This is a genomic window from Segnochrobactrum spirostomi (genome assembly GCF_009600605.1).
Classification (GTDB): Bacteria; Pseudomonadota; Alphaproteobacteria; order Rhizobiales; family Segnochrobactraceae; genus Segnochrobactrum; species Segnochrobactrum spirostomi.
Genome location: NZ_VWNA01000001.1, coordinates 21,868 through 46,371 on the forward strand (window position 1 = coordinate 21,868; position 24,504 = coordinate 46,371).

A 24,504-nucleotide genomic window follows, 5' to 3' on the forward strand; every position below is an offset into this window, starting at 1 on the left:
ATGAAGACCAAGACGCCGATCGCCGTCACCGTCGCCGGCTCCGATTCCGGCGGCGGGGCCGGAATCCAGGCCGACCTCAAGACCTTCTCGGCGCTCGGGGTCTACGGTGCGAGCGTCATCGTGGCGCTCACCGCGCAGAACACCCTCGGCGTGTCCGGCATCCACGACGTGCCGCCGGCCTTCGTGCGGGCCCAGATCGACGCCGTGTTCTCGGATCTCGCGGTCGACGCCGTAAAGATCGGCATGGTCTCGCAGGTCGCGACGATCGAGGCGATCGCCGCCGGCCTCGACGCCTACGATCAGCGCACCATCGTGCTCGACCCGGTGATGATCGCGACCTCCGGCCACGCGCTGCTCGCCCCCGACGCCGTCTCGGCGGTGAAGAGCCTCCTGGTATCGCGCGCGCTCATCGTGACCCCCAATCTCCCCGAAGCCGCGCGTCTGACGGATCGTCCGATCGCCGAGACGGAGGCCGAGATGGTGGCCCAGGGCGAGGCGCTCCTGACGCTCGGCGCGCGCGCGGCACTCATCAAGGGGGGCATGCGTCGGGACGGGAGAGTGCCGACGTTCTGGTGACGCAGACGGCAGCGCCGCGCTGGTATCGGGCGCCGCGGCACGCGACGCGGAACACCCACGGCACCGGCTGCACGCTGTCGTCGGCGATCGCGGCGGGGCTCGCCAAGGGGGCGGCGCTGGAGGCGGCGGTGGCGGTGGCAAAGGACTATCTGACGGAGGCGATCATAGCCGCGGACGATCTCTCGATCGGCGCGGGCCACGGTCCGGTGCATCACTTCTACGCCCAATGGCGGGCGTGACCGCCCCGTTTCGGCCCGCTTTACTTGGCGTTCGTCATAATATTGATATCGGAATCGCGTTCCTGAGCGGCTATCCAAGAGACGTCGCGGCCGGCAGGTGGTCAATCGAGGCAGGGCGCAAGGCGATCTGAAGGAAGCGGTCTCCATGAGCGACTCCCCCGAGCCTCGGCACTATCGCGCGCTGTTCTTGTCCGACGTGCATCTCGGCACGCGCGGCTGTCAGGCGGACATGCTGCTGGACTTCCTCCGGGTGTACGATGCCGAGACGATCTATCTCGTGGGGGACATCGTCGACGGCTGGCGCCTACGCCGGCAATGGTACTGGCCGCAGTCCCACAACGACGTCATCCAGAAGCTCTTGCGCAAGGCGCGGAAGGGTGCGCGGGTGATCTACACCCCCGGCAACCACGACGAGTTTCTGCGCGATTATCTCGGCACCCATTTCGGTGGCGTGGAGGTGGTCGACTCGGTCATCCACGAGGGCGCCGACGGCCGCCGCTACCTCGTTATCCACGGCGATCAGTTCGACGTCGTGGTGCGTCATGCGAAGTGGCTCGCGTTCCTCGGCGATTGGGCTTACACTGCCGCGTTGGGAATCAACACGTGGCTGAACATCTTCCGCCGCAAAGCCGGCCTTACCTACTGGTCGCTTTCGGCGTGGGCAAAGCTCAAGGTCAAGAACGCCGTGAACTTCATCGGCAAGTTCGAAGAGGCGCTGTCGAATGAGGCGCGCCGGCGCGGGGTGGACGGAGTGGTCTGCGGGCACATCCATCACGCGGCGATGCACGATCGTTTCGGCATCCGCTACATCAATACGGGCGATTGGGTGGAAAGCTGCACCGCCATCGCCGAGACGCACGACGGCCAGTTCGAATTGATCCGCTGGGCGAAGCCGAGCGGGCTGGGGGCGGTGGTGCCGGCCTCCCGCGAGCGCGCGGCGGCATGATGCGTCTGCTCGTCGTCACCGACGCTTGGCAACCGCAGATCAACGGTGTCGTCCGCACCCTCGAGCGGACCATCGAAGAGCTGGACAAGATGGGGGTTCAGACCACCGTCCTGAGCCCCGCAGATTTCCGCACCCTGCCGTGCCCGACCTATCCGGAGATCCGGCTGTCGCTCACGACGCCGGTGAAGATCCGCCGCATCATCGAGCGCATCAAGCCGGACGCGGTCCACATCGCCACCGAAGGTCCGCTCGGCATGCTGGCGCGGCGCCATTGCATGCGCACGCACCGTCGCTTCACCACGAGTTACCACACCCGCTTCCCCGAATATCTCGCGGCCCGTGCGCCCGTTCCGCTGCGCATGTCCTATGCGTGGATGCGGCGGTTCCACAATGCCGCCAGCGGCTGCATGGTGGCGACCGACTCGCTCGAGGCAGACCTCGCGAGCCGCGGCTTCCGCCACCTGATGCGCTGGTCGCGCGGCGTCGACCACAAGCTGTTCAATCCCGATTATCCCCGCGTGCTCGATCTGCCGCGGCCGATCTTCGGCTATGTCGGCCGCGTCGCGGTCGAGAAGAACATCGAGGCGTTCCTGGCGCTCGACCTGCCCGGCTCCAAGGTCGTGGTGGGGGGCGGGCCGGCGCTCGAGGACATGCGCCGCCGCTTCCCCGACGTGCACTTCACCGGCCCGAAGGTCGGCGAGGCGCTGGCGGCGCACTACTGCTCGCTCGACGTCTTCGTGTTCCCGAGCCTCACCGACACCTTCGGCAACGTGCTCATCGAGGCCTTGTCGGCCGGCGTGCCGGTGGCCGCGTTCCCGGTGATGGGGCCGGTCGACGTGATCAGCAATTCGGGCACCGGCGTCCTCGACAACGATCTGGCCGCGGCGGCGAAGGCCGCCCTCTCGATCCCCCGCGACCGGTGCCGCGAATATGCGCTCCGCTTCAGTTGGGAGGCGAGCGCCCGACAGTTCCTCGACAACCTGATCGAGGCGATGGGCGAGGAATCGGCCCGTCTCCCGGTGCGCGTCGCCGCCGAGTAATCGTCGGTCACCGGCTTTCACTGCCGGTGACGGTGCTCCTCGTAGCGCAGGTGCAGGCTGACGGTCTGAATCAGGATCGCGGTCGTCCACCCGAACATCAAGATACCGTCGGCCGCCGTGATCGGCGCCATAAGCCGCGAGTGCGTCGCCGGCAGGATGTCGCCGTAGCCGAGCGTCGTGTAGTTCACGAACGCGAAATAGAAGGCGTCGTGCGGCTTCACGATCGTCCCCTCCCAGACATAGATCCCGGCCCACAACGCAACCTCGATGAGGTGGGCGAAGATCATCAGAAGCGTCACCAGCGGCATCGACAGGAGCAGCCGCCAGCGGTGATTGCGAAGGGTGATCGGCGGGATCTTGTGGTCGAGCTCGACGAGCAGGAACATCGCGCCGAGGTGCACGATGATGCTCGCCACCACCACGAGAGCCGCGAGCAGGATCGGGATCATGGACGATCGGCTCCGCTAGGGGATGGAGACCGTCGGAGTGCGACCGGCCGGGGAGGGGCATCGGGTCGGCGACGGCGAGTCGGTGGAAACCACCGGGATGACGCCACTTCGAACGCGCCGAACCCGATCTTCGTCCGGGTCGTCTAGCCCGCGTGCGGCGAACGCGCAATATCCCCTTCGCGAACGACCCGGGATGTCCCATATGAGGCCCGCCGGCCGTTCGCGCCGCCCCGCTTTACAGGAGACCCGCTTGGTCATGCGCCGCTTCATGTTGGCCCTCGCCACGCTCGCCACCCTCGTCGTGCCCGCGGCGGCGGGCGGCCAGGATCCCGACCTCATCTTCAAGAAGTCCACGACCTGGAAGATGCTCACCCCGGACGACAAGCTCGCGACCTACGCGATCGACGATCCGGTGGTCGAGGGCGTGTCCTGCTTCTACACCGTGCCCGAAAAGGGCGGCGTGAAGGGGGCGCTCGGAATCGCCGAGGAGGTGTCGGACATCTCGCTCGCCTGCCGGCAGATCGGCCCGATCAAGTTCAAGGACAAGTTCTCTCAGGGCGACGAGGTGTTCCGCGAGCGCCGCTCCTTCTTCTTCAAGAAGATGCAGATCGTGCGCGGCTGCGACGTGAAACGAAACGTTCTCGTCTATATCGTCTATTCCGACAAGCTGATCGACGGCAGCCCGAAGAACTCGACGACGGCGGTGCCGGTGATGCCGTGGGGCGCGGGCGAGACGCCGCCGAACTGCGCCGATTATGTGAAATGAGCGCGCGAAGCGGCCGGCGACCGAGGCCGGCCGCACCGATCCGCCTCGGCTTCCGCCCCATCCATCCCCGGGGTCTGCGCCTCTTGCATCCCCCGGCTGCGCCGTCCAGTGTGCACCCGGCGCCGGGACACCGCCGTGGGATGGGATCAATGCTCGACGTGCGTACGCTGACGGTTCGTCTTGTCGCGGTGCTCGCCCTCATGGTGGCCGCGGTCGCACCGGCGTCGGCGCAGATCTTCGCCGGCAAACAGTTCGTGGTGATTTCCGACCACGATCCGTTGCGCTTCTCGACCGCGCTCCGCGCGGCGGACGATTTTTTGGGCGATCAGGGCACCGCCTTCCGCATCATCCTGAATGGGCGCGGCGTCCTCCTCGCCATTCCGGGGACGACCAACGTCCAGAAGGAATATGTCGCGATCAAGCGCAAGCGGCCGGGCCTCACCGTCGTCGTCTGCAAGGAGGTCGTCGACGCTTTGCAGAAGGCCAACAAGCGCCGGGTGCCCTACCTGCCGGGCGTGCAGATTCTGCCCTGCGCAAACCTCAGGGTGCAGCTCGAGCGCGACGGCTATCAGCGGGCGATCGGGTTCTGAGCCCAATCCGGTGGACGGCGACGCCGCAGCCCGTTGACGGCGCGCCGGCGCGCGACCACCTTCAGCGGCCATGACCATCCATCTCGTCAAATTGTGCGTCGGAGCGGACTCGGTCGAGGACCTGCGGACGTGGATCGAAGAGCGGATCGCCGAGCGGCGCGCCCGCGGCGAACCCATCGAGCAAACCCATACCACCCGCATGGTGCCGACACGCCGCGAGGAGATTCTCGACGGCGGCTCGCTCTATTGGGTCATCAAGGGCGTCGTGCAGGTGCGCCAGCGCATCCTCGATATCCGCCCCTTCAAGGATACCGACGGCATCGGCCGCTGCGATCTGGTGCTGGATCCCGCGCTTGTGCCGACCCAGCGTCAGCCGCGCCGGCCGTTCCAGGGCTGGCGCTATCTGACGGCGAAGGACGCGCCGCGGGATGTCGGAGGCGGCGCTGGGAGCGACGAACTGCCCGAGCATCTGCGCGAAGCCCTCGCCGAACTGTGCCTTCTCTGAGGCGGCGGCGAACATGGGACTTCTCCTCGGCGTCGCGATCCTCGTCCTCTTCCTGGTGTTCGGGAAAACGTTCGCCGGGGCCAATCCGAAGAAACTTGCGAAACTCGGCAAGTCCGCGGGCGGTGCCGCCCTCCTCGTGGTAGCGGCCTGGCTGACGCTCACCGGACGCTGGGAGGCCGGCCTTCCGCTCGGGGCAATCGGCCTCGGCCTGCTCGGCTACGGCAGCGCCTGGGAGACCTTCGCCGCCCGCCATTTCGGGCAGCGACCGGGGATGGCGCGCAGAGCGACATCGTGGATCGAGGTTGCCGTCGACCCCGCGAGCGGCCGCATCCGGGGAAGGTTCCTCGCCGGACCTTGGGCTGGCACCGACCTCGATCGCCTCTCGCTCGGCGATCTCAAAACTGCTCGGGACCGCCTTTCGGGCGATGCGGAGAGCGTCGCCCTACTCGAAGCTTATCTCGACGGCCGGGCGCCCCGCTGGCGTGAGAACGTCGACGACGACCCGGCACGGCGGCATCGTGGCGCGCCGGGCACGGGAGGCATGAGCGAAGAGGAAGCCTATCAGACCCTTGGTCTTCGCCCCGGCGCGACCGAGGAGGAGATCCGCGCCGCGCACCGGAGCCTGATGAAGCGGGTCCACCCCGACCTCGGCGGTTCGGCGGGCCTTGCGACGCGGCTCAATCTGGCGAAGGAACGTCTTCTCGGTCGCGGCTGACGACGAGTCGGCGCCGGGGGGATTGTTCGAAAACGGCTCGGCGACACTCGTCATCGCGATGGTCCGTTACTGGCGCAGGGTCATGCACTCATAGGAGTGCTTCTTGAGCTGGGAGCAGGCGGCCTTGGCGGCGCGTTCGCTGTCGAAACCGACGAAGCGGGCGCGGTAGAGGGTGGTTCCGCCGCGACGGACCTTCTCGGTGTACGGCTCGGCCGAGGCGAGCACGCGGCCGCCCTTGCTCTTGGCATTCTTGAGGAAGGCGAGGGCGCGGCTGTGGTCGGGCATCGCGCCGATCTGGATCTGCCAGCCGGACGGGGCTGCGGCGGCGCTCGACGCGCTGTCGGACGGGTCGGTGGTGGACGAGTCGGTGGTGGACGCATCGGTCTCGATGTCGGTCGCGGAGGGCGCGCGCGCCACCTGGACCGGTTTCGTCGCCGGCGCCTCGCCGGCCGGATATTCACCGGTCGCGAACGGAGTGTTGGCGAACTGCGTGCGGCTCATCGTGGCATTCGCGGCTTCCGCGGCCTGGACCTGGGCGCCGATGGCGTCATAGCGGCTGGTGCGGGTCGGCGCGTTGGTCTCGACGGTGTCGCTGGGCATCGAGGCGTCGCCCTGGCCGACCCCGTCCTGTTCCGCATAGGACGCGAGCATCAAGGGTTCTCCGTTCGCCTCCTGCGGGGCCTGGGCGACCTGCTGCTCCTGGGTGTGCGCCGGGGCTGCGGCGAGTGCCGCGCGCGGGGCGGCACTCGGAACCGGGGCCGCCGTCGTCGGCAGAGCATTCGGGCTGTCGCCGCCGAAGCCGGTGGCGGCGTTCGAGGCGACCATCATGTCGCCGCCGCGCATCGGCTGGGCCTGCGGCAGATAGGTCTCGATCAGCCGCGCGACCTGGGCGTCGCGGCCGGCCGACGTCGCGCCACCCATCACCACGGCGATGATGCGGCGGTTGCCGCGCTTGGCGGAGGTGACGATGTTGAAGCCCGAGGCACGGATGAAGCCGGTCTTGATGCCGTCCACGCCCTCGACCTTGCCGAGCAGGTGGTTGTGGTTGCGGAAGGAGCGGCCCTTGTAGGAATAAACCCGGGTCGAGAAGATCTTGTATTCCTGCGGGAAGTCGCGCTGGAGCGCGAGCCCGAGCATGGCGAGGTCGTGGGCCGTCGACGCCTGGCCGGCGATCGGCAGGCCGTTCGCGTTGCGGAACGTCGTCGAGCGCATGCCGATCCGGTGCGCCGTCGCTGTCATGCGCTGGGCGAACACCGGCATCGACCCGGATACGCGCTCGGAAATCACGACGGCGCAATCGTTCGCCGAGAGTGTCACCAACGCATACATGCAATCGCGCACGGCGACGGTGCTGCCGGCCTTGACGCTGAGTTTGGTCGGCTCCTGGGCGGCGGCGAGGGCGGAGACACGCATCTGGGTGTCGAGGGTGAGCCGGCGGGCCCGCAGCTCCTCGAACAGGATATAGAGCGTCATCATCTTGGTGAGCGACGCAGGGTAGCGCGGCGCGTCGGCGTTCTTTGCGTAGAGCACGCGGCCGGTCGAAACGTCGAGCACGTAGGCGGCGGAACGATCCCCGGCCGATGCGGCACTCCCCACCATGGCCAAGGCGCCGACGCCGATCACGGCACGCGTCACGAAGCCACGGCAGGCATCGGCCAGACGGCGACCTCGCAAGCTACGCCAAAGGGTCATCACCGGGTCCTTATGAATGTCGCTGGTCTGCGGAGGGCTGCTCGGATCAGCGAGCCCCTGACCGCTCGCCCGTCGCTTGTCGAGGAGGCTAACGTCGGAGCGGTTAGCGCTTGGTAAAAGCGCGGCAATCTTCAGGCCTTGTTAAGGCGCTATGCTGCGATGCAAAATGATATTTGACTTCTTTTGTGCGGTGCATATATTGGCCTCCAGACACGCGAGGCGGCCATGAAGGCGCGCCGGTGCCAATATGAATATCCTCGAAGGATGACGATCATGACCTATGGCTTCGAAGACTTTCAGCGCCTCCAGAAGGACAACATCGAAACTGCGGTGAAGAGCTTCGGCGCTTATTCCAAGGGCGTGCAGGCGATTGCCGTCGAGGTGGCCGACTATTCGAAGAAGAACTTCGAAGAGACGACCGCCGCCGCGGAAAAGCTGTTCGCCGCTCGCACGCTCGACAAGGCGGTCGAGGTGCAGAGCGAGTACATCCGGCAGAGCTACGAGGGTCTCGTGGCCCAGCTCACCAAGATCGGCGAGCTTTATGTCGATCTCGCCAAGGACGCCTACAAGCCGTTCGAGGCCGTCGTCGCCAAGGCCTCCGCGAAGTGAGTCTTTAAGGCGGAGGCCAAGCGCCTCCCGCCATCGACGCGAATTGCCTAAACCCGGTCGCCCTGGCGGCCGGGTTTTTGCGTTTCAGGCCCGTGCGCGGGCGGCCGGGCCGCGGAAATGGTGGGCGATTGTGTCAAGACAGCTTCGCTCCATTGCGCGCTGTCAGGATGGCCTTACAATGACCCGATGGCGCCCTACATAGTGTGACGTCCGGGCCATGAGGAGCGGCTTGGAGAAGGGGTGTTTCCCCTGGCCACCGCTTCATAACAGACGGACCCGCCTGCGACGGCGGTGTTCCGAAGGTGTGATGGGGAACGTGCTTACGTCAATGCGGCTCGAACCGAGAATGGGTCCAAACGGGGACCGGCGCGACGACGGGGACCACGGCACTTCCGTGGCCACGCGCACGCGGCCGAAGACGAAACGCCCCAGCCTGTACCGTGTCCTGTTGCTGAACGACGACTACACGCCGATGGAGTTCGTCGTGCACGTCGTCGAACGGTTCTTCCAGAAGAGTCGCGAGGAAGCGACCCGCATCATGCTCCATGTGCATCACCACGGTGTGGGCGAATGCGGCGTCTTCACCTACGAGGTTGCCGAGACCAAGGTGACACAGGTGATGGATTTTGCGCGCAAGCATCAGCACCCGCTTCAGTGTGTGATGGAAAAGAAGTGAGGAGTTCCCGTGCCGTCATTCTCTCGTAGCCTCGAGAAGGCACTTCACCAGGCCCTCGCTTTCGCCAACGAGCGCCATCAGGAATACGCGACGTTGGAGCATCTGCTCCTGGCGCTCGTCGACGATCAGGACGCGGCCGCGGTGATGCGGGCGTGCAACGTCGATCTCGAGAAGCTGCGCCGCGATCTCGTGGAATATGTCGATACCGAGCTCGACAATCTCGTCAGCGAAGGTGCCGAGGATTCCAAGCCGACCGCCGGCTTCCAGCGTGTCATCCAGCGCGCGGTGATTCATGTCCAGTCGTCCGGCCGGGAAGAGGTGACCGGGGCGAACGTGCTCGTGGCGATCTTCGCCGAGCGCGAGAGCCACGCCGCCTATTTCCTGCAGGAGCAGGACATGACGCGCTACGACGCGGTCAATTATATCAGCCACGGCATCGCCAAGCGGGCCGGCATGGCCGAGGGCCGCGCCGCGCGTGCTGGTGAGGAGGAGGCCGCCACGCCCGAGGGGAACGATCGCACCAAGAAGCGCAAGACCGACGCGCTCGAGGCTTATTGCATCAATCTCAACGAGAAGGCCAAGAAGGGGAAGATCGACCCTCTGATCGGCCGCGACGAAGAGATCAAGCGCACCATTCAGGTTCTCTGCCGTCGGCAGAAGAACAACCCGCTGTTCGTGGGCGACCCGGGCGTCGGCAAGACGGCTATCGCCGAAGGTCTGGCACGCCGCATCATCAACGGCGAAGTGCCGGAAGTGCTTGCGGACGCCACCATCTTCGCCCTCGATATGGGCGCGCTGCTGGCCGGCACCCGTTACCGCGGCGACTTCGAGGAGCGGCTGAAGCAGGTCGTCAAGGAGATCGAGGATTTTCCGGGCGCGATCATCTTCATCGATGAGATCCACACGGTGATCGGCGCCGGCGCCACCTCCGGCGGCGCCATGGATGCCTCGAATCTGCTGAAGCCCGCGCTCGCCTCCGGTCAGATTCGCTGCGTCGGCTCGACCACCTACAAGGAATATCGTCAGTTCTTCGAGAAGGATCGGGCGCTCGTCCGACGCTTCCAGAAGATCGACGTGAACGAGCCGTCGATCCCCGACGCCATCGAGATCCTCAAGGGCCTCAAGCCCTATTACGAGGAATATCACAACGTCCGCTACACCACCGACGCCATCAAGACGGCGGTGGAGCTGTCGGCGCGGCACATCAACGACCGCAAGCTGCCGGACAAGGCGATCGACGTGATCGACGAGACCGGCGCCTCGCAGATGCTGCTGCCCGAATCGCGCCGCCGGCGGACCATCGGCGTGAAGGAGATCGAGGCGACCATCGCCACGATGGCGCGCATTCCGCCGAAGTCCGTCTCCAAGGACGACGCCGAGGTGCTGCGCAATCTCGAGGAGAACCTGAAGCGGGTCGTCTATGGCCAGGAGAAGGCGATCGACGCGCTGTCGTCGGCGATCAAGCTCGCCCGGGCGGGCCTGCGCGAGCCGGAGAAGCCGATCGGCTGCTACCTGTTCTCGGGCCCCACGGGTGTCGGCAAGACCGAGGTGGCGAAGCAACTCGCCGACATTCTCGGGGTGCAGATGCTGCGCTTCGACATGTCGGAATATATGGAGCGCCACACGGTGAGCCGGCTCATCGGCGCGCCTCCCGGCTATGTCGGCTTCGACCAAGGCGGCCTCCTGACCGACGGCGTCGATCAGAATCCGCATTGCGTCCTGCTGCTCGACGAAATCGAGAAGGCCCATCCCGACCTGTTCAACATCCTGTTGCAGGTCATGGATCACGGCAAGCTGACCGACCACAACGGCAAGCAGGTCGATTTCCGCAACGTCATCCTGATCATGACGACGAATGCGGGAGCCGCCGATCTCGCCCGCGAGCCGGTCGGTTTCTCGAGCGTCCGCCGTCAGGGCGACGATACGGAGGCGATCAACCGGCTGTTCACGCCGGAGTTCCGCAACCGTCTCGATGCGATCATCCCGTTCGGCGCGCTGCCGCCGGCGGTCGTCCATCAGGTGGTCAGCAAGTTCGTGCTTCAGCTCGAGGCGCAGCTCGCCGATCGCGGCGTGACCTTCGAACTCGACGAGGCGGCGATATCCTGGCTCGCCGAGCGCGGCTACGACGCCCAGATGGGCGCCCGTCCGCTCGGCCGGATCATCCAGGAGTACATCAAGAAGCCGCTCGCCGAAGAGGTGCTGTTCGGCAAGCTCGTCAAGGGCGGCACGGTGCGCATCAGCGTCGAGACCAAGGAGGACGGCAAGCCGGGCCTCAAGCTCGACTCGGTCGCCGATTCGGGTCTCGGCCAGCCGAAGCCCGACCCCGACAAGCGCCGCCCGCGCGCCGCCCGCGAAGCGATCCGCGGCCTCGCGCCGAAGGAACCGATGTCGTCGTGACGTCCTGATCCTTTCGGCATACCAAGCAAAAGGCCCGCGCCGGAAACGACGCGGGCCTTTTTCATGTCAGGGTGCGGCACGCGAGACCGATTCGAAGAGGTCGACGACGCTCCACGGCGCGCCGTCGCCGAAGAAGCGTGCATGGTTTCGCGCGGAGAGCGCGGCGACGTCCGCGCTGCGGGGAAAAAGCCGGCTTTCATAGTCCATGAGCGCGGCCTCGATGTCGCCGGGATGCCGAACGATGGCCGTGGCGAGGTCGGCGCCATCGACCATGGCGAGATTGGCGCCCGCACCGGCGAACGGCGACATGAGATGGGCCGCGTCGCCGACCAGAGTGAGGCCCGGACGCCGGTCCCACCGATGCCCGACCGGGAGCGTGTAGATAGGACGGAGCACGGGATCGGCCTCGCTGCCGCGGATGAAGGCGGTCAGGTGGGGCGCCCAGCCTTCGAACTCGTTCGCCACGCGCGCCAGATCGATCCTCGCATCGCGGCCGTTGAGCGCCTGAATCCAGGCCGCAGGCTTGTGCAAGGCCGCGTAGCCCCGGGCGGTGCCGTCCGCGTAACGGTGAACCATGATGCCTTTGCCGGGAGCGACCGCCATGAGCGTCCCGCTCCCGATCGCGTCGAGCGATGAGGCGTGGCGTTCGGTGTCGGTGAGCAGGGCAATTTCGATGAAGCAGGTGCCGGAATAGGTGGGCTGGGTGTCCGAAAGACGGCTCCGGACCTTCGACCACGCGCCGTCGGCGCCGACGACCAGATCGGCGACCATCGTCGCACCGTCGGCGAAGCCGACGACCGGCCGGCCTTGGTCCGTCCCGATCGACGTTACCTTGCGGCCCCAGCGGATCGTGCCGTCGGGCAGCGAGTCGATCAGCATCTGCCGTAGGGCGGCCCTGTCGACTTCCGGACGGCGCGAAGCGACATTCCCCGGCTGGTCGAAAAGAACGCTGCCGTTCTGGTCGACGACGCGTTTGGCGTCCTCTCCCCGGCGGACGATCGCGCGGAAGGTGTCGATCAGGCCGGCGTCGCGCAAAGCGCGCTGGCCCGTGTGTTCGTGGATGTCCAGCAGGCCGCCTTGCGACCGCGCGGTGGCGGTCGGTTCGACCTCATAGATAGAGGCGCGGATGCCGTTCACGTGGAGGACACGCGCCAACACGAGGCCGCCGAGCCCGGCACCAACAATTGTGATGAGGTCGCTCATTCCAACGCTCCACTGAGCCGCCGGCATCGACGATGCGGACGGCTACCCGCGACCGATCGGTCTCGGGCGCTTGTTTCAGGAGACGCTGGCCGAGCTGTGCCTTGGGGCACGGCTGACGTGTACGCGATGGCCGGGGAGCGATGCGCGCTCGGAGCCGGCGATCGTTTTTCGCGACGAGGGCGAGTTTAGGCGCCGGCTCGTCGGGGGACAAGCACCCGCCGTGCTTTGCGACCGCCGGAACGTTGCGAGCTTTTTTCGCCGGTGGCGCGTGGCGGGATATGGCGTATTCTAGTTTCGCGGCCTTACGGGAGCCCGGAACATGAGCGAACGCCCCGATCTCAAGGTGATCGTCTCCCATGACGAGGGGGAGGGGATCTGGTTCGTCCTCTCGTCGGACATCCCCGGTCTTATCGTCGAAGCGCCGACCTACGACGCTCTCATCGAGATCGTCACCGATGCTGCCGCTGACCTCGTCGAGGCTAATCTGCTCGATTATCGCGGCCCGTCAGATGCGTCGATTCCGCTGAACTTCCAGTACCACGCAAAGGCGCGGCGACAGGCCGCCTAAGGTGCCGGATGGGGGGCAATCTCTATCCTGAACTGAGCGCGCTCTTGAGAGCCGCAGGATGCTACGTCGTCCGCCAAGGTAAGGGCTCCCATGAAATCTGGTACAGCCCCGTCAGTCAGATGAAGCTGACCGTGCCCCGAGACACGACCAAGCGACACACCGCGAATGCTGTTCTGAAGGCCGCGGGTTTGCCGAAGCGGTTCTAATCGATGCCAGGATCGCGCCGTAGGGGATGACGACGGAGAGCGGGGAGGTCTCCGCGGAACAGGCGCGATGCCAGTTCGGCACAACCAGGAGTCATAACAACTCTAGGAGACCTAACGACCCGGCCTCCGCCCGCTCACCGACTTGGCCTCCGCCCGATCACCCCTCTTGGGCGATCGCGTCGCGCAGCTTCGCGCCCGTGGCGGCGATCTCGTCGCGGGGCGCCATCTGGCCGGTGTGGGGCTTCAGGGCCACGCCGTCGTGGCGGGGGATGACGTGGATGTGGGTGTGGAACACCGTCTGTCCGCTCGCCGGCTCGTTGAACTGCATGATGTTGATGCCGTCCGCGGCGAAGGCGCGCTTGGCGGCGCGGGCGACCTTGGCGGCGATGCCGATCGCGTAGGCGAGGTCGTCCGGCGCGATGTCGAGGATGTTGCGCGAGGGCGCCTTGGGGATCACCAGGGAATGGCCCGGCGCCTGGGGCATCACGTCCATGATCACGACGACGCGGTCGTCCTCATAGACCTTCTCGGACGGGATCTCGCCCCGGAGAATCTTCGCGAAGACGTTCTGATCGTCGTAGACGGGCGTCGTCATGGTGGGCTCCTCGGCCTGCCGCCCGCCGCGCGCATTGGCGCGGCCGGGCGATCTCGGAGGCGCATCTCGCCGTGCCGACCGCGTCGGGTCAAGCGGCAATCGGACGCTCGCGGAGCGCGTGCCGCGGCTTGGCGCGGGCCGTGAAGAGGCGCTTGAAGCCGCTCGTGGCGAAGGCCGGCGCGGCGGTCGAGAGGCCGTCGCGCTGGCGCCCGAGGAAGACCTGGACGGCCTCGGAATAGAGCGCGAGGTCGGGGATATTTTCCGCGGCGATCGCCGCGCGGGTGGCGCGGTCGACGGTGCCCTTGGTCGCGTTGAGGTTGGCGAAGGCGCGCCGGCCGCCTGGCATCTTCAGGCCGAGCATGTCGAGGCCCGCGGCGAAGTGCTCGGTGATGCCGACGAAGCCGAACGCGGCGATCGGCACCCCGCCGACCTGACGGGATTGCAGGTTGCGGATCGCGGCGTGGCCGGCGAAGCCGCCGACCGACATGGCGCCGCTTGCGACCGTCCGCCCGAGCTTCGACCGCGCACCGGTCTGGTCGTGCAGGAAATGGAAGTGCGAGATGGTCCGCTCGATTGGGTCGCGCAGCCAGATCCACCAATGCCGGGGATCGGGCTCGACCTCGGCGAGATCGGCCGCGCCGAAATGGCCGTGAACGACCTGAATGCCGTCGTCCACCAGCGACCGCACGGCGACCGGGTCGAGCACGTGGGTGCACTCCTTCAGCCGGGGATGGGTGCGCGGATGCTCGCGGCCGTAGGCGAACGCGACGCGCTTGCCGTAGGTGCGCGCGAGCACCTCGGCGAAGGTCGTGCCGCCGGTCTTCGGGATGTGGATCGAAAAGATCGGATGCTGGCTCATCGGGCGAATCGGCAGGGGTGGGCGCAGGCCGAACGGACGGGCGGGGAAGGCGCCGGCCGGCCGGGCTGCCGGAAAACCGTCGCGGTGAGGGCGCGTCCGCCCCGCCGCCGGTCCCCCTTATGGAGCGCCCTTATGCTTTAATTTTCCTTACGGAAGGGCCCGTGCTCGGCGAGGAATTCGGTTTCCTCTTCGACCATCGCCCGCTCGCGGACGAGGAAGGAGGCGACCGCGTCGCGCAAGCCCGGATGGGCGATCCAATGGGCCGAGCGGGTGAGGGTGGCGCGGTAGCCGCGCGCGGCCTTGTGTTCACCCTGGGCGCCTGCCTCGACGCGGCTCAGCCCGTGGGCGATCGCGTAATCCACCGCCTGATGGTAGCAGACCTCAAAATGCAGGAAGGGATGCTCCTCGAGCGCGCCCCAATAGCGGCCATAGAGGGCATCCGAGCCGATGAGGTTCAAGGCGCCGGCGATCGGCCGCCCGTCGCGATAGGCGAAGATCAGGAGCACCCGCTCCGCCATGCGCTCGCCGAGGAGGGAGAAGAAGCGGCGGTTGAGATAAGGCGTGCCCCATTTGCGGCTGCCCGTATCCATGTAGAACGCGAAGAAGGCGTCCCAATGGGCCTCGGTCAGGTCGGCACCGGTGTGCCAGCGGATTTCGATGCCGTCGGCGAGCGCGTCGCGCCGCTCGCGCTTGACCTGCTTGCGCTTGCGCGAGGCGAACGTCGCCAGAAAGTCGTCGAAGCTGCCGAAGCCCTCGTTGTACCAGTGGAATTGCCGGTCGAGCCGAGGCAGCCAGCCGGCCTCGACCAAGGTCGCCCATTCGTCCTCTTCCGGAAAGGTGACGTGGACCGACGAAGCGTCGCGCTGGGCGGCGAGGGCTTGGAGGCCTTGGGCGAGGACGCGCCGCTTGCAATCCGCCTCGGGCCCACAGCCCACCAGGAGGCGCGGGCCGGTCGCCGGCGTGAACGGCACCGAGACCTGCACCTTCGGATAATAATGCCCGCCGGCGCGCTCGAAGGCGTCCGCCCAGCCCCAATCGAAGACATATTCGCCCTGGGAATGGGATTTCAGATAAGCCGGCACCGCCGCCGCGAGGCCGCCGTCCGGGCTCTGGAGCAGCAGGTGCTGCGGCACCCAGCCGGCCCGGCGCCCGACCGTCCCCGCCGCCTCGAGCGCTTCAAGAAAAGCATGGCAGACAAACGGATTGAACGGGTTTTCTAGCGATTCACTTCCGGTCGCCTCGAGCCGCCCGTGGGCGCCGAGCCGCCAGCCGGGATTGGCGAGCGCGTCCCAGTCCGTGGCCGGCACGGCCGCCAGGGAGGGGGCGATCGCGAGCTTCACCTCGTGGGTCGCGGTCATGTCGTCGCTTCGGTCGCGCATCCGTCCGAACTCCGGCCGGTGCGGGAGGAAAGGCAGCCGGCTCCCTCAGTTTAGGTCGCCGGACGGCCATCTCAAGGCGTGGGGACGAAACCTTCGAAGATCATCTGGTCGGCGTTCGCCTGCGCCACCGCGCGCTCGCCCGGCGTGCGCACCGTCCAGGTGAGCAGCGGAACGCGGAAAAACTTGCGCAGCAGCAGCGGCGTGATCATCGGCAGCGCGTGGACGTCGTAGGCGACGAAGGCCGGGCGCGTGCGCGGGGCGTGGAGGAGATGGCGCAGGCCGAACCGCTCGATCAGGCTGAGGCCGGGATAATCCCGCGCGTCGGTGGCGCGGTCGGCCACGATGCCGTGCGGCCGGGTCGGCGCGGCGCGCGGCAGTTCCTCGACGATGTCGGGATCGAACGACATCAGCGCGACGGGGCCGGCATAGGTCTCGATCACCGCCGCGACGCGCTCGATGAGGGCGCGGTTGACGGCGCGGCCGCGCCCACCCTTGGCCCAGGTGCTCTTGAGCTCGATGACGAGCGGCACCCGGCCGGCGATGAGGGCGAGGAGCTCGCCGAGGGTCGGGATGCGGGCGTCGGTGCCCTTGAGGGTCAGCCCGGCGAGATCGGCCGCGCTAAGCGCCGTGACCGGGCCGCTCGCGTTGGTCAGGCGCTCCAAGGTGTCGTCGTGGAACACCATCGCCTCGCCGTCCGACGAGAGGCCCACGTCGCATTCGATCGAAAAGCGGTGTTCGATCGCCGCGGCGGCGGCCGGCAGCGTGTTTTCGAGCCGGCCGGCGGCGACGTCGTGGAGACCGCGATGGGCGATCGGACGGGCGGTCAACCAGGCGAACTCAGGCATGTCGTTCTCCTTCGCGGCCGTCCGCACGGATCGATCAGGCGACTTCCAGGATAGCCTCGACTTCGACGGGCGCGCCGAAGGGCAGGGCGGCGACGCCGACCGCGGAGCGGGCATGGCGGCCGCGATCGCCGAGCGCCGAGACGAGGAGGTCGGAGGCGCCGTTGACGACCTTCGGCTGGTCGCCGAAATCGGGCGTCGAGGCGACGAAGCCAACGATCTTCACGACGCGCACGATCTTCTCGAGATCGCCGAGCGCGGCCTTCGCCTGGGCGAGCACGTTGACGGCACAGAGGTGGGCCGCGGCGCGCGCCTCATCCACATCGACGTCGGCGCCGCAGGTGCCGCGATACCGCAAGCCTTCCGAATCGAGAGGAAGCTGGCCGGAGATGTAGAGATGGTTGCCAGTCCGGACCGCGGGCACGTAGTTTGCGACCGGGGTGGCGGGCGTCGGCAGGACGATGCCAAGGGCGGCGAGACGGGCTTCCGCAGTCTCCGACATAAGCGGGCTCCTCAATTTGGGGTCTGCCCGTCATGGCGGAATTTGCAAATCGCTGCAACTGTCGCATCCTAGGCGCGGTGATCACGCGCCGTCATCGTTCCGCCTCCCTCGGATGCGAACGGCAGAAGGCCGAACGGATCGACCGGACGGGGCTGGATCAGGGCTTGGCAGGGAATTCGTGATGGCGTCGGTTCAAGTCTGGCGGGTCGGTTCGGCCATACGGCGGGTCGCCGTGCGCGTTTTGGGAACGGCCGGTCTTCTGCTGTTGATGGCGGCGACGGCGCTGCCGGCGTGGGCGGGCGCGGACCCGGCGGTCTCCGCCTTTGCGCCGCATCGGGCCGTCTACGACCTCTCCCTCGGCGACACGAGCGACGACGGCTCCGTCAACGACGTGTCGGGCCGCATGGTGTTCGAGTTCACCGGCTCGGCCTGCGACGGCTTCACGGTCAATTTCCGTATGGTGACCCGCGTCGAGGACGACGACGGCACCACGCGCACCACCGACCTCAGAACCTCGAGCTTCGAGGGCGGCGAGGCGAACGAATATCAGTTTCTGACTCAGAGCTTCGTCGATCAGCAGAAGAGCGACGAGACCAAGGGCGTCGCCAAGCGCGAGCACGGCGAGGTGCTCGTCGATCTCGTCCAGCCGGCGAAGAAGCGCGAGGAGCTCGCCAAGGGCGTCGTCTTCCCGACCCAGCATCTCGCCCGCCTGATCGAGGCGGCGGAGAAGGGCGAGACGGTCGTTCAAGCCGACCTCTACGACGGCTCCGACGACGGCGAGCAGGTCTATGCGACGACGGCCTTCATCGGCAAGGAAGTGACCGGCCCGGACCCGGACGACGGCGACGATGCGAAAGCCGTCGCGAACCTCAAGGGCATCCGCCACTGGCCGATCCGGCTCAGCTATTTCGACCCCGTCGAGGGGCATTCCGGCGAACAGACGCCGAGCTACCAGATGTCGTTCCTGCTCTATGCGAACGGCGTCACCCGGCGGCTGAAGCTCGATTACGGCGACTTCGTCGTGGACAGCAAGCTGACCCAGCTCGACCTGCTGCCGACCGCCAAGGATTGCACGAAGTAAGTGGACGGCGCGAAGGCGGCCCGCTGCAAACGCAGCGTGGATCGAACCATATGCGATGGCGCTGGCTGCAAACGGGGCCTGCGTATCCGTGCGTCAGTCCCGCCGGCCGCGTCCGCTCTGGCCGAAGGTCAGGCCGATCTCGACGGCGGATCGGCCGAACTTGTCGCGGATCGCGTCCATCGCCCGCTCCGCCTTGGCGCGCTTGGTCTGGCCGACATCGACGAGATCGCCCGGGTCCGCCGTCGCGCCGGCCGAGAGATCCGACACGGTGACGCCGATCAGCCGGTAGGCGCGGTCCGGCTCGCGGGCGAGCAGGTCGATCGCGGCGCGGTGGATTCGGTCGGCGAGCTGGGTCGGGTCGCCGATTTGGCGAGCCCGCGTCAGCAGGCGGAAATCCGGCGTCTTCATCTTGAGCGTCACTGTGTGCCCGGCGAGGTCCGCCGCCTTCAGGCGCCGCGACACGGTTTCCGACAGCACCCTGAGCGTCGCCGACAGGTGGGCGCGGTCGGCGACGTCGGTGTCGAAGGTCGTTTCCGCGCCGACGCTCTTGCGCTGGCCCTCCGGGGTCACCTTGCGCTCGTCGATGCCGCGGGCAAGCGCGTGGAGCTTCAGGCCGTAGGCGCCGACGAGGCGCACCAGGTTGGCCGGATCCGCGGCGGCGATGGCGCCGAGCGAGGAGAGGCCGGCCTGGGCGAGCCGCGCCGCAGCGGCCTTACCGACACCCGGCAGCATGGTTGGCGGCTGGCCGGCGAGGAAATCGACTGCCTCGGCCCGCCCGATGACGGAAAAGCCACGCGGCTTGTCGAGATCCGAGGCGATCTTCGCGAGAAATTTCGCGTACGAAAGCCCGACCGAGACGGTGATGCCGATCTCGTTCTCCACCGCCTTGGCGAAGCGGGCGAGCGTCTCGGCGGGCGTCGCGCGGTGGAGTTGCTCCGTGCCGGAAAGGTCGAGGAAGGCCTCGTCGATCGAGATCGGCTCCACGAGCGGTGTCAGCGCCAGCATCATCTCGCGAACCTGCCGGCCGACGGCGGAATATTTCTCCATGTTCGGCCGGATCACGACCGCGTCGGGGCAAAGCTCGCGCGCCTTGAACATCGGCATCGCCGAACGCACACCCGATATCCGGGCGATGTAGCAGGCGGTGGAGACGACGCCGCGCCGCCCGCCGCCTATGATCACAGGCTTGTCGCGTAGGCTCGGATCGTCGCGCTTCTCGATCGTCGCATAGAACGCGTCGCAATCGACGTGGGCGATGGAAAGGCGGTCGAGTTCTGGATGGCGCAGGCGGCGTGGACTTCCGCAATGCGGGCAGCGCCGATCAAGCACCGGGCTGCGCGTCAGGCAATCCCGGCACAAGGCGGCATCGGCGAGGGATGCGTGCGGACCGGCGGGTGCCATCGGCGCCGTGTCGATGTCCTCTGCGACGGCCCTGTGCCGTCCGGCGAAGCCTAAGCCCCGAAATCGTATCCGACAACGCGGCCGAGGGCGATCCGGGCGGACTCGACCCTGGCCGGCGTCAGCCCTTCCGTCTCGGCGAAGGCGAAGAGGAGGGATTCGTCGGCCGCGATGTGTTCGAGCACCGCCGACAGGAAACCTGGCGTGCCGGCCGCTTCCCGCAGCGTCTCGGGGCTCAGCCCGGCGAGGGAAAGGAACCGCTCGAGCCGCTCCGGCTCTCCGGCGAGAAATCGGAGCCCCGCGATCGCCACGGCCTCGGCATCGGCGGCCATCGTCGGTTTACCATAGGGAGCGTGCGTTCTTGCCATGTTTGCGGGACCTTGTTTCGCTCTGTTCCAGTGCCACCTATGATCCCTGCCGGGCGCGGGGCGATGCGCGACCGGTGCGCGCAGTGAGGGCCCGATGGCGAAGACCGTTCTGATCGTGGAAGACAACGAGCTCAACATGAAGCTCTTTCACGATCTTTTGGAGGCCCACGGCTATCGGACGCTCCAGAGCAACCACGGGCGCGAGGCGATCGAGATGGTGCGCGAGCATCGCCCGGACCTCGTCATCATGGATATCCAGTTGCCGGAGGTCTCCGGCCTCGAGGTGACGAAGCAGATCAAGGCCGACCCGAACTTGAAGCGGATCCCGGTCGTCGCTGTTACCGCCTTCGCCATGAAGGGCGACGAGGAACGCATCCGCGAAGGCGGCTGCGAGGCCTACATGTCGAAGCCGATCTCCGTCGCCAAGTTCATGGAGACGGTGCGGGGCTTCCTCGGCGAGTGATCCAAGGCGCCGCCCCGGGACGAATCGCTCGGAGCCGGTCCTGATCGCAGGCAAAGAAAAAGCGCGCGGAGCGGGGCTCGGCGCGCTTTCGATGGTGAGGCGGCGCGTCGATCGCGCCGCGCCGATCACTTGATCTTGGCTTCGCGGAACTCGACGTGCTTCTTCGCAACGGGGTCGTACTTCCGCTGCGTCATCTTCTCGGTCATCGTGCGGGAGTTCTTCTTCGTGACATAGAAGAAGCCGGTGTCCGCGGACGAGACGAGCTTGATCTTGATCGTAGTAGCCTTGGCCATAGCGCCAAATCCCTAAATTGTCGGGCTGCGCCCGGATGGTCGGAGCCCTTTCCGCGCCGTTCCGTTGAACGGCCTGGAAAGAGCTCCAGGTTCGAAGCTGCTCCGCGCGGCAGGCGGCTCCAACCGGAACGCATCCTTCGGCGGTGACATCTGAACGACGCTATCGAGCGACACCGACCGAAGATCGGCATCCCGGGTCCGGCGCCAAATGTCCGAATGAGCGCGGAAACTGACGGAACGGCGTCCGAAAGTCAAGCGCGGAGCCGCGCGCCGTGCGCCCGAATGGGGGAGGGCGCACCGGCCCGCCGCCGTCGGGGTGCGCCCGTCAGCCGGCGATCCCGAGCGGGTTGGCATCCGGCGCTGTCATTTGGTCTTGATAGGCTTTTTCCGCCCGCGCGGAGCGCGCATCGCGCTGGCGGTCCGCGGCTTCCGCGCCGCCCGGTGTGACGGACTTGCCGATCGGCTCCTTATCGATGGGGCCTTTGGCGTCGCTGACGTCGCCGGCCGGGCTCGACAGCGCGACGGTCAGGGCGTGGCGCACGCTCTGGGACAGCGACCCGCTCGCGCTCAGCGCGGCATCGGAATCACCCCGAGAGAGGGCGTCGGCGAGGGTGTTCACGTCGTCCCGGACGTCGTTGAGCGAACCATCGCGGGAGTCGGGCGCCGCGGAGGTCGGCGACGGGGGGCGGGCGTCCGCGGCGTCCACGCTCGCCTTGAGGGTCGAGACGTCGATCAGGGCCGCCGGTTTGCGGGTGGCGCTCGCGGTGTCGTCGCTGGCGGAGATTTCGCTCACCGCCTGCTGGGCTTGGAGGTCCGCGATCTGCTGCGTGTCGCGGTCGACGATTGCCTGCTGGGTCTTGGCCGCGGCGGCATCGCGGGCTTTTTGTGCCTCTTCGAGCGCCTTGAGGGCGGCGTCACGCTCGCGCGTCAGGGCGTCGAGTTTCGCGGCGGAAACGGAGGACACGCTTGTGGACATGGCTCGCCTCACTTCGGCCTGCGCACAGCCCCCGTGCGCGGCGATGATCCGCCCCCGCTCAAGAGGTGTGCAGTGAAGCTTGCGCGAAGCTGCCGCGGCCCGGCCGTCCGTGGCGGCGCGCTCGGCACGGAAGTGTCACGCTACTGTCGTCGAGCCGGGTTACGCGATGCCGGATAACGATAATTTTCGTGAAGGCTGGGGGTGCCATGCAGCCGATACTTCGCGTTCAGGACCTCCGTAAATCTTTCGGGAACAAGCCGATCCTCAAAGGGGTCAGCCTGCAGATCGAGGAGGGCGACCTCGTCTCGATGATCGGCCCGTCGGGCTGCGGCAAATCCACCTTGCTGCGCTGCCTCAACGGGCTCGAAAGCATGGATTCGGGCCTCATCGAGGCCTGCGGCGTCGTGATGGAGCGCAAGCCCGGCCAGACGCAGGGCCTCGACGAGATCGCCCATCGGCTGCGCAAGAACGTCGGCATGGTGTTCCAGAGCTTCAACCTCTTCCCCCACAAGACGCTGATGCAGAACGTCATGCTGGCGCCGATGGTGGTGAAGGGGGTGAGCCGCGACGAGGCGGCCGCAATCGCCGAGCGGCTGCTCGAGAAGGTGGGGCTCAGCGAGCACGTCGATCTCTACCCGATCCATCTTTCCGGCGGACAGCAGCAGCGCGGCGCGATCGCCCGCGCGCTCGCGATGTCTCCGAGGGTGATGCTCTACGACGAGCCGACCTCCGCCCTCGATCCGGGCCTCGTTGACGAAGTGCTCGACGTCATGAAGGAGCTCGACGCGGAGGGGATGACGCAGATCATCGTGACCCACGAGATGCGCTTCGCCCGCGACGCCTCCGACTACATCGTCTTCATGGAAAAGGGGGAGATCGTCGAGATCTCCGACGAGGACGAGATCTTCGAGAACCCCAAGGACCCGCGCACCCGGCAATTCCTGCGCCGCTTCATCTGATGCCGGCCGCCGCCCACGCCGTGCAAGCCCGCGCGACGTCCGAGCCCGAACCGACCTTTCTGGGGATCGCCATGCGCCTCGCCCTCGCTCTTCTCTTGATCCTCACCGGTCTGACCGGGGCGTTCGCGCAGACGGCGGCGCCGTCCGGCCCGCCGCTGCGCTACGGCGCCGACGCGACGAGCGGCGCGCCCTACGTCTTCAAGGACCCCGCCGACCCGACCGTCACGACCGGCTTCGAGGTCGATATCATGACGGAGATCGGCAAGAAGCTCGGCCGCAAGCCGGTCCTCGTCCAGAACGATTGGGGCAACCTGATCCCCGGGCTCAATGCCGGGCTCTACGATCTCGTCATCGACGGGCTCGAGATCACGCCGGCCCATCAGGCGGCGGCGGATTTCACGATCCCCTATTACACGACCTTCGGGCAGATCGTGATCCGGCGGGGCGATGCGCCGTTGCAGACGGTCGCCGACCTCAAGGGCAAGAGCGTCGGCACCCTCAAGTCGAGCCAGATGGAATATATCCTGCGCGCCGCTGGCAACATCGACGTGCGCACCTACGACGAGGAGATCGACGCCTATTCCGATCTCAAGCTGAAGCGTATCGACGCGACGGTGATGGATTTCCCGATCGCGGTCTATTACGCGCAGCCGGACCGCGAGTTGCAATTCACCGGCGAGCCGGTCGGCCAGATCCAATACGGCATCGCGGTGAAGAAGGGCGCTCATCCCGATCTCGTCGCCGCCCTCAACACGGCGCTGTCGCAGATGATCCAGGACGGCTCGCTGCGCGAGGTGCTGGACCGCTGGGGCCTGTGGACGCCGATGATGGCGCAGGTGACCGGCGACGCCCGCCCGATGCAGGCGCAGCCTTCGGCCTACGAACACTTCGTCGACGCGACGCAGCCCCATGGCTGGAAGGCGCAACTGGAGCGCTATGCCCGCTTCCTGCCCCAGCTCGGCTGGGCGGCGGTGATGACGCTGCAGATTTCGATTCTCGCGATGGTGCTCGCGGTCGGGCTCGGCGCGGCGCTCGCGCTCTGCCGCGTCTATGGCGGCAAAATTCTCGACCATGTCGCCCAGATCTACATCGAGGTGGTGCGCGGCACGCCGCTCCTGATCCAGGTGCTGTTCATCTACTACGGCCTGCCGAAGATCGGCGTGCAACTCGACCCGTACGTCGCCGGCGTGCTCGCCCTTGGTCTCAACTATGCGGCCTATGAGGCTGAAAATTATCGCGCCGGCCTGCTTGCCATCCCGCGCCAGCAGATGGAGGCGGCTGTGGCGCTCAACATGACGGAGCGCCAATCGCTGCGCCACGTCATCATCCCGCAGGCGGCGCGCATCGTGCTGCCGCCGACCACCAACGACTTCATCTCGCTCATCAAGGATTCGTCGCTGGTGTCGGTCATCTCGCTCGTCGAGCTGACCAAGACCTATGAGCAGATCTCCACGACCTATTACGACTATTTCGGCACGGGCATCCTGGTCGCCGCGATCTATCTGATCATCGGCCTGCCGTTCGTGCGGCTCGCCCGCTGGGCCGAGAAGCACGTCAGCCGCGGCGTCACACGCTCGAGTCAGTGAGGTTTCGACCGGGACCCAGCGCCGCG

27 protein-coding genes and 1 pseudogene are annotated in these 24,504 nt (G+C 67.1%); 16 read left to right on the plus strand and 12 right to left on the minus strand.

All coding sequences use genetic code 11. The features are described from left to right. The 3 genes and pseudogenes from thiD (at position 1) to F0357_RS00140 (ending at position 2,801) form a co-directional block, all read left to right on the plus strand. A pseudogene (thiD, locus tag F0357_RS00130) lies at positions 1–815 on the plus strand (bifunctional hydroxymethylpyrimidine kinase/phosphomethylpyrimidine kinase). A gap of 145 nt (positions 816–960) precedes the next feature. Then, entirely contained in the window at positions 961–1,761 is an 801-nt protein-coding gene (locus F0357_RS00135; protein ID WP_153477411.1) for a UDP-2,3-diacylglucosamine diphosphatase, read from the plus strand. Continuing rightward, a complete protein-coding gene (locus F0357_RS00140; RefSeq protein WP_153477414.1) occupies positions 1,758–2,801 on the plus strand; it encodes a glycosyltransferase family 4 protein in 1,044 nt (347 codons plus the stop codon). Before F0357_RS00135 ends, F0357_RS00140 begins: the two co-directional genes overlap by 4 nt. 17 nt (positions 2,802–2,818) lie before the next feature. On the opposite strand, the gene F0357_RS00145 is transcribed toward F0357_RS00140, so the two are convergent. After that, a complete protein-coding gene (locus F0357_RS00145) occupies positions 2,819–3,250 on the minus strand; it encodes a potassium channel family protein (RefSeq protein ID WP_153477416.1) in 432 nt (143 codons plus the stop codon). Positions 3,251–3,506: 256 nt separating this feature from the next. Between F0357_RS00145 and F0357_RS00150 the strand changes: the two genes are divergently transcribed. From F0357_RS00150 to F0357_RS00165, 4 genes are all read left to right on the plus strand, one after another. Beyond that, positions 3,507–4,016, plus strand: coding sequence for a CreA family protein (locus F0357_RS00150; protein WP_153477418.1), 510 nt, complete (start codon positions 3,507–3,509; stop codon positions 4,014–4,016). Between the two features lie 149 nt (positions 4,017–4,165). Further along, entirely contained in the window at positions 4,166–4,606 is a 441-nt protein-coding gene (locus F0357_RS00155; protein WP_153477420.1) for a hypothetical protein, read from the plus strand. Between the two features lie 70 nt (positions 4,607–4,676). After that, positions 4,677–5,111: a DUF1489 family protein gene (locus F0357_RS00160; protein WP_153477422.1), complete on the plus strand. Its 435-nt coding sequence runs from the start codon at positions 4,677–4,679 to the stop codon at positions 5,109–5,111. A 13-nt stretch (positions 5,112–5,124) separates the two neighbouring features. Further along, entirely contained in the window at positions 5,125–5,826 is a 702-nt protein-coding gene (locus tag F0357_RS00165; RefSeq protein WP_153477424.1) for a DnaJ domain-containing protein, read from the plus strand. Positions 5,827–5,892: 66 nt separating this feature from the next. Here the strand turns inward: F0357_RS00165 and F0357_RS00170 are convergent, their stop codons facing one another. Continuing rightward, on the minus strand, positions 5,893–7,518 hold the full coding sequence (locus F0357_RS00170; protein ID WP_153477427.1) for a D-alanyl-D-alanine carboxypeptidase: 1,626 nt from the start codon (positions 7,516–7,518) through the stop codon (positions 5,893–5,895). 273 nt (positions 7,519–7,791) lie between these two features. Between F0357_RS00170 and F0357_RS00175 the strand changes: the two genes are divergently transcribed. The 3 genes from F0357_RS00175 (at position 7,792) to clpA (ending at position 11,200) form a co-directional block, all read left to right on the plus strand. Beyond that, positions 7,792–8,127: a phasin family protein gene (locus tag F0357_RS00175; RefSeq protein WP_153477430.1), complete on the plus strand. Its 336-nt coding sequence runs from the start codon at positions 7,792–7,794 to the stop codon at positions 8,125–8,127. A 328-nt stretch (positions 8,128–8,455) separates the two neighbouring features. Then, complete coding sequence (clpS, locus tag F0357_RS00180; protein WP_153477432.1) at positions 8,456–8,803, plus strand: ATP-dependent Clp protease adapter ClpS; 348 nt, start codon at positions 8,456–8,458, stop codon at positions 8,801–8,803. A gap of 9 nt (positions 8,804–8,812) precedes the next feature. Further along, entirely contained in the window at positions 8,813–11,200 is a 2,388-nt protein-coding gene (gene clpA, locus F0357_RS00185) for an ATP-dependent Clp protease ATP-binding subunit ClpA (RefSeq protein WP_312861387.1), read from the plus strand. 66 nt (positions 11,201–11,266) lie between these two features. Here the strand turns inward: clpA and F0357_RS00190 are convergent, their stop codons facing one another. Then, a complete protein-coding gene (locus F0357_RS00190; RefSeq protein WP_153477434.1) occupies positions 11,267–12,403 on the minus strand; it encodes an FAD-dependent oxidoreductase in 1,137 nt (378 codons plus the stop codon). Positions 12,404–12,722: 319 nt separating this feature from the next. On the opposite strand from F0357_RS00190, the gene F0357_RS00195 reads away from it, so the two are divergent. Both F0357_RS00195 and F0357_RS00200 read left to right on the plus strand, forming a co-directional pair. Then, complete coding sequence (locus tag F0357_RS00195; RefSeq protein WP_153477436.1) at positions 12,723–12,971, plus strand: DUF1902 domain-containing protein; 249 nt, start codon at positions 12,723–12,725, stop codon at positions 12,969–12,971. An 8-nt stretch (positions 12,972–12,979) separates the two neighbouring features. Continuing rightward, the gene (locus tag F0357_RS00200; RefSeq protein WP_153477438.1) at positions 12,980–13,177 is read left to right on the plus strand and encodes a type II toxin-antitoxin system HicA family toxin; all 198 of its coding nucleotides are present in this window, start codon (positions 12,980–12,982) and stop codon (positions 13,175–13,177) included. A 157-nt stretch (positions 13,178–13,334) separates the two neighbouring features. On the opposite strand, the gene F0357_RS00205 is transcribed toward F0357_RS00200, so the two are convergent. The 5 genes from F0357_RS00205 to F0357_RS00225 form a co-directional block, all read right to left on the minus strand. Then, positions 13,335–13,772: an HIT family protein gene (locus F0357_RS00205; RefSeq protein ID WP_153477440.1), complete on the minus strand. Its 438-nt coding sequence runs from the start codon at positions 13,770–13,772 to the stop codon at positions 13,335–13,337. An 88-nt stretch (positions 13,773–13,860) separates the two neighbouring features. Then, positions 13,861–14,631: a sulfotransferase family 2 domain-containing protein gene (locus F0357_RS00210; RefSeq protein ID WP_153477443.1), complete on the minus strand. Its 771-nt coding sequence runs from the start codon at positions 14,629–14,631 to the stop codon at positions 13,861–13,863. Positions 14,632–14,768: 137 nt separating this feature from the next. Further along, entirely contained in the window at positions 14,769–16,010 is a 1,242-nt protein-coding gene (locus F0357_RS00215) for a GNAT family N-acetyltransferase (protein WP_246161277.1), read from the minus strand. Positions 16,011–16,081: 71 nt separating this feature from the next. Continuing rightward, positions 16,082–16,855: a glycerophosphodiester phosphodiesterase family protein gene (locus F0357_RS00220; RefSeq protein ID WP_153477446.1), complete on the minus strand. Its 774-nt coding sequence runs from the start codon at positions 16,853–16,855 to the stop codon at positions 16,082–16,084. Positions 16,856–16,889: 34 nt separating this feature from the next. Beyond that, positions 16,890–17,354, minus strand: a complete 465-nt coding sequence (locus F0357_RS00225; protein ID WP_153477449.1) for a RidA family protein — start codon at positions 17,352–17,354, stop codon at positions 16,890–16,892. Between the two features lie 181 nt (positions 17,355–17,535). On the opposite strand from F0357_RS00225, the gene F0357_RS00230 reads away from it, so the two are divergent. Further along, on the plus strand, positions 17,536–18,435 hold the full coding sequence (locus tag F0357_RS00230) for a cell envelope integrity EipB family protein (RefSeq protein ID WP_208948141.1): 900 nt from the start codon (positions 17,536–17,538) through the stop codon (positions 18,433–18,435). Between the two features lie 93 nt (positions 18,436–18,528). Here the strand turns inward: F0357_RS00230 and F0357_RS00235 are convergent, their stop codons facing one another. Together F0357_RS00235 and F0357_RS00240 are read right to left on the minus strand one after the other, a co-directional pair. Then, positions 18,529–19,836: a DNA polymerase IV gene (locus F0357_RS00235; protein WP_153477454.1), complete on the minus strand. Its 1,308-nt coding sequence runs from the start codon at positions 19,834–19,836 to the stop codon at positions 18,529–18,531. Between the two features lie 50 nt (positions 19,837–19,886). Next, positions 19,887–20,165 carry a DUF3572 domain-containing protein gene (locus tag F0357_RS00240; RefSeq protein WP_246161279.1) on the minus strand — a complete coding sequence of 93 codons (279 nt, stop codon included), beginning with the start codon at positions 20,163–20,165 and terminating at the stop codon, positions 19,887–19,889. 130 nt (positions 20,166–20,295) lie between these two features. Here F0357_RS00240 and F0357_RS00245 point away from each other — a divergent pair, with 130 nt between their 5' ends. Beyond that, the gene (locus tag F0357_RS00245; protein ID WP_153477459.1) at positions 20,296–20,664 is read left to right on the plus strand and encodes a response regulator; all 369 of its coding nucleotides are present in this window, start codon (positions 20,296–20,298) and stop codon (positions 20,662–20,664) included. Between the two features lie 125 nt (positions 20,665–20,789). Here the strand turns inward: F0357_RS00245 and rpmG are convergent, their stop codons facing one another. Both rpmG and F0357_RS00255 read right to left on the minus strand, forming a co-directional pair. Further along, positions 20,790–20,957, minus strand: a complete 168-nt coding sequence (rpmG, locus tag F0357_RS00250) for a 50S ribosomal protein L33 (protein ID WP_153477461.1) — start codon at positions 20,955–20,957, stop codon at positions 20,790–20,792. 325 nt (positions 20,958–21,282) lie between these two features. Continuing rightward, entirely contained in the window at positions 21,283–21,933 is a 651-nt protein-coding gene (locus F0357_RS00255; protein ID WP_153477464.1) for a hypothetical protein, read from the minus strand. A gap of 206 nt (positions 21,934–22,139) precedes the next feature. Between F0357_RS00255 and F0357_RS00260 the strand changes: the two genes are divergently transcribed. Next, positions 22,140–22,892, plus strand: a complete 753-nt coding sequence (locus F0357_RS00260; protein ID WP_153477466.1) for an amino acid ABC transporter ATP-binding protein — start codon at positions 22,140–22,142, stop codon at positions 22,890–22,892. Next, positions 22,892–24,478, plus strand: a complete 1,587-nt coding sequence (locus F0357_RS00265; RefSeq protein WP_208948142.1) for an ABC transporter substrate-binding protein/permease — start codon at positions 22,892–22,894, stop codon at positions 24,476–24,478. Before F0357_RS00260 ends, F0357_RS00265 begins: the two co-directional genes overlap by 1 nt. Positions 24,479–24,504 lie beyond the last annotated feature (26 nt).